We start from the raw sequence: 3585 nt of genomic DNA on the forward strand, positions 1-3585 counted from the left end.
TGGTTCAGGCCAAAACCAGCCTGACCCAGAGCTGGGCAAATGACGCCAGTTTGAAAGCTGTGTTCGCCACTTTTCTCAAATCGGTTGAGCGCCTGGACCTGCTCGTCCAGAAAAAACTCAAAGATGTCTTGCGAGAAGCCGGTTTGCTTGAAGAAGTGGCACGTTGCCAAGCGATCGAGGGTATCGGTTTTCTGACCGCAACTGCTTTGGTCATGGCATATAACCGAGGCGACTTTAACAGCGGCGACTCTTTCATCGCTTTTTTGGGCATGGACCTAAGAGTGAGCGACTCGGGCCAAAAAAACGGCCGAAGATCTTTAACAAAGCGAGGGTGCTCGGAAGTTCGCCGATTACTGCACAACGCCGCTATGTCGGCGAGCCGATCAATTGCCTGGAAAGCGTTCTACAACAAACACCTGGGCAGCGGAAAAGCGACGACCCAGGTGCTTGTCATGCTCGGCCGTAAACTCGCTCGGATCGCGTTCTCCCTGATGAAAAACCAAAGCGAATATCAACCGAAAGGGGGGATTTTGGCTTGATGACAACCATAGAATCTCCCACATACAGAGCTCAGTGGCTGCCCGCCAGCAGCCAGACAGCCCGATGCATTACAGCGTCAGCGTCAACCCGCTCAGCAGCGCACCGGGCAGCAGATTCGAGGCGGTCTGGCGCTGACTGTAGGTGCTCGTCGACAGCAGGAGTTCCCTTTCTGTGGTCAGTTGCTCCAGTGCGGTGCCCAGCAGGCTGAAGATGCTGTCGTCGAAACGCATGGTATTGACCGGCGCCTTGATCTGCCCGTCCTCGACCCAGAACGTGGCAAAGCGCGTCATCCCCGTGATGCGCCCGGCGGTGCGGTCCGAGAAATTCAAATACCACAGGTTGCTGATGTACAGGCCCGTGCCCAGCGCTTCCAACACCTCATCCAGCGCCAGCGAACCGCCTTCCATGCTCAGCGCACTCGGCGACTCGCCCCAGCCTGCGCCATTGGCGACAAGGCCGTATTCGGCAGCGCTGCGCGAGTCGATCATGCGATCCCGGGCCACGCCTTCGGCCACCAGCGACAGGTCCATGCGCGGATAACCCTCGCCGGAAAACGCAGGGGACAACGAGCCGCTGACCTGCTCGTTCACACTCACCAGCGGACTCAGCGTGGCGTGACCGTCGTACAGCCGCTGCAAGGGACTGGTCTTGTCGGCCAGCGACTGCGCGGAGAAACCACCCCAACACAACATTCCGATGACTTCTTCCAGTGCGGCGGGCGCCAGATAGGCACGGTATTTCCCGGGCGCGAGGGCATGTGCCGGGTGGCCAAGAAACGTCAGTTGCTCACGGGCCAGCGCAAAGCGCCGTGCAAAGCCTTCGTCCGTCCAGGTGTGGCCGGCGTAATTGGCTTTTACCGCCTGGCCGTTCTCGTGGAACAGGCTCCAGTCGAAATTGAAACTGTTGGCCTGATGCCAGCCCAGCGCACCGCTGGAACTGGCGAAACCGCGATAGATCGGCCCGGCGGCGTAGATGCCGACCAGATCCAGCCCTTCGCCCAGTTGCGCGATCTGCTCGACCACATGGGCGCTGTCCGGCAACGGCGTCTCCTGCACGTTGCTGCTCTGCCAGGCCTCTTCGTTCAACTGGAGATAAGGGTCTTCCGGCAACAGCGTCAGGGTCTCGCGCAACTGAGTCAGGGCTTCGCTCAGGCGCTGTCGATCCACCTCGCCATCGCCCGACAGCGTCAGGCTCAGGTTTGCGTGACGGCCTGCAGCGATCAGCTTGAAGGTCACGCTGGCCTGCTGCACGTGGCCGGCCTGACGCACCTTGGCGTGGTTGAAGCGAATGAAGTCCGACGCTTCGGCGTCGTAGCTGAGGGTGTAACGCTCGTCTGCCGTGACCGCGCCGTGCAGCCATTCGGCCAAAGCCTTGAATTGCGCTTGATGGGACATCATGCGTCACCTCCGAAAACATCAACGCTGGCGAACACGCAAGCGGGCGAGGCGTGCCCCACGCGGATCACTTGATTGGGCTCGCCTTTGCCGCAGTTGGGCGTGCCGAGGACCTTGAAGGTGCTGGCGTCGCCGACCGCGCTGAGGTTGCGCCAGAACTGGGCGGAGATCGCGCGGTAGTTCGGGTTTTTCACCACGCCCTTGATCTCCCCGTTCTCGATCAACTGACTCCATTCGCAGCCGAACTGGAATTTGTTGCGCGCATCGTCGATCGACCACGAGCGGTTGGTGCTCATCAAAATGCCGTGCTCGATGCCGCCAATGAGCTGCGCCATCGACTGGTCGCCCGGCTCGATATTCAGATTGGCCATGCGGTCGATGGGTGCGCGGTTCCAGCTGGACGCGCGGCTATTGGCGACGCCTTCCATGCCGCTGCGGTATTGCGACAGCGCGCCGCCCAGCGGCCTCACCAATACGCCGTCCTTGATCAGGAATTGCTTGCTCGCCGGTGTGCCGTCGTCATCAAAGCCGTAGCTCGCCATTTGCTCGGGGATTTCAGGATCGAAGGTCACGTTGAGCAGCCTTGAGCCGTATTGCAGCGTGCCGAAGTCACTGGCTTTGACGAAGCTGGTGCCGGCGTAATTGCGCTCATCGCCGAGGATGCGGTCCAGCTCCAGCGGGTGACCGATGGATTCGTGGATTTGCAGGGTCATCTGGTCGGGCGTCAGCAACAGATCGCGCGGGCCGGAGGGCGTGTTTGGCGCCATGACCAGTTGCAGCGCCTGATCGGCGACGTTGACCGCCGCACCGATGATCCCGCACGAAGTGATGACTTCCGCGCCGCCTTGCTGGCCGAAGTTCTCGCGACCCAGGCTGCGGGTCTGGCTGTCCTGCCCGTCGTAGGCCGTGACGGTCAGCCCGGGAAAGACGAAGCGCTGGGCCTGACGGATCTCGGCGCCGGCGTTGTTCAGGTAGATCTGCTCGACGTTCTCAAGGCCCAGGCTTACCTGCCAGTTGACCAGACGCTCGTCCCTGGGCACGGACGCCGATTCAGCGTTGAGCAGGGCATAGCAATCGCTGAGCGATGGAAACGCGCTTTGCAGGTTGGGCGAGAGGTAATCGGCGCGGGCAGTGGCGACAGCATGGTCGCCCAGGTCGAGCAGCGAATGCGGGGCCAGTTGTCGCGCTTGAGTCTCTGCTTGTTCCAGCGCCGATTGAAGGCCGCGCTGGGAGATGTCGTTGGTGGCCGCATAGGCTTCGACGCCATTGATGCGCACGGTCAGCATCGCGCCTTCGTCGATGCTCAATTGCGGCGGCTCGGCGACGTTCTTGCGCACCGACAGATGCTGACTGGTCTGTTTGACGTAACGCAGGGAGAAAAACGGGGCGCTGCTCTGCAGGGCGGCGAACCGCTGTTTGAGCTGAGCGGAGAAGTCGAACATGCAGGAAGGCTCCTTGGCGATTCGGACAGGCAACGGCCCGAATCATAGCGCGGATGATCACTGCAGCGGGGAGGGATGGCGGTGGAGGCACGTCGGCGCCGGAGATGTATCTAGTGAGATAGGGACTGGTGGGAGCGAGCTTGCTCGCGAAGAGGCAAGAACATCCGCTAAATTTGCGGCGGTAATAATGCCTTCTTCGCGAGCAAGCT

At 61.2% G+C, this 3585-nt stretch carries 3 protein-coding genes; 1 reads left to right on the forward strand and 2 read right to left on the reverse strand.

Annotation, left to right across the window (positions count from 1 at the left end; genetic code table 11):
• A partial coding sequence (locus tag QMX88_RS29005) for a transposase (protein WP_282373684.1) occupies positions 1 to 539 on the forward strand: 539 nt, incomplete at its 5' end.
• A 69-nt stretch (positions 540 to 608) separates the two neighbouring features.
• On the opposite strand, the gene QMX88_RS29010 is transcribed toward QMX88_RS29005, so the two are convergent.
• Together QMX88_RS29010 and QMX88_RS29015 are read right to left on the reverse strand one after the other, a co-directional pair.
• The gene (locus tag QMX88_RS29010) at positions 609 to 1934 is read right to left on the reverse strand and encodes a TldD/PmbA family protein (protein WP_282373686.1); all 1326 of its coding nucleotides are present in this window, start codon (positions 1932 to 1934) and stop codon (positions 609 to 611) included.
• Complete coding sequence (locus tag QMX88_RS29015; protein ID WP_282373685.1) at positions 1934 to 3376, reverse strand: TldD/PmbA family protein; 1443 nt, start codon at positions 3374 to 3376, stop codon at positions 1934 to 1936. The genes QMX88_RS29010 and QMX88_RS29015 overlap by 1 nt, the downstream gene beginning before the upstream one ends.
• Positions 3377 to 3585: the final 209 nt, after the last annotated feature.

The organism is Pseudomonas sp. PS02290 (genome assembly GCF_029960075.1).
GTDB lineage: Bacteria > Pseudomonadota > Gammaproteobacteria > Pseudomonadales > Pseudomonadaceae > Aquipseudomonas.

Excerpts from the sequence above, each read along its gene's own strand:
- QMX88_RS29010 (WP_282373686.1), bottom strand. The coding sequence starts at position 1,934 with ATGTCCCATCAAGCGCAATTCAAGGCTTTGGCCGAATGGCTGCACGGC.
- QMX88_RS29015 (WP_282373685.1), bottom strand. The coding sequence starts at position 3,376 with ATGTTCGACTTCTCCGCTCAGCTCAAACAGCGGTTCGCCGCCCTGCAG.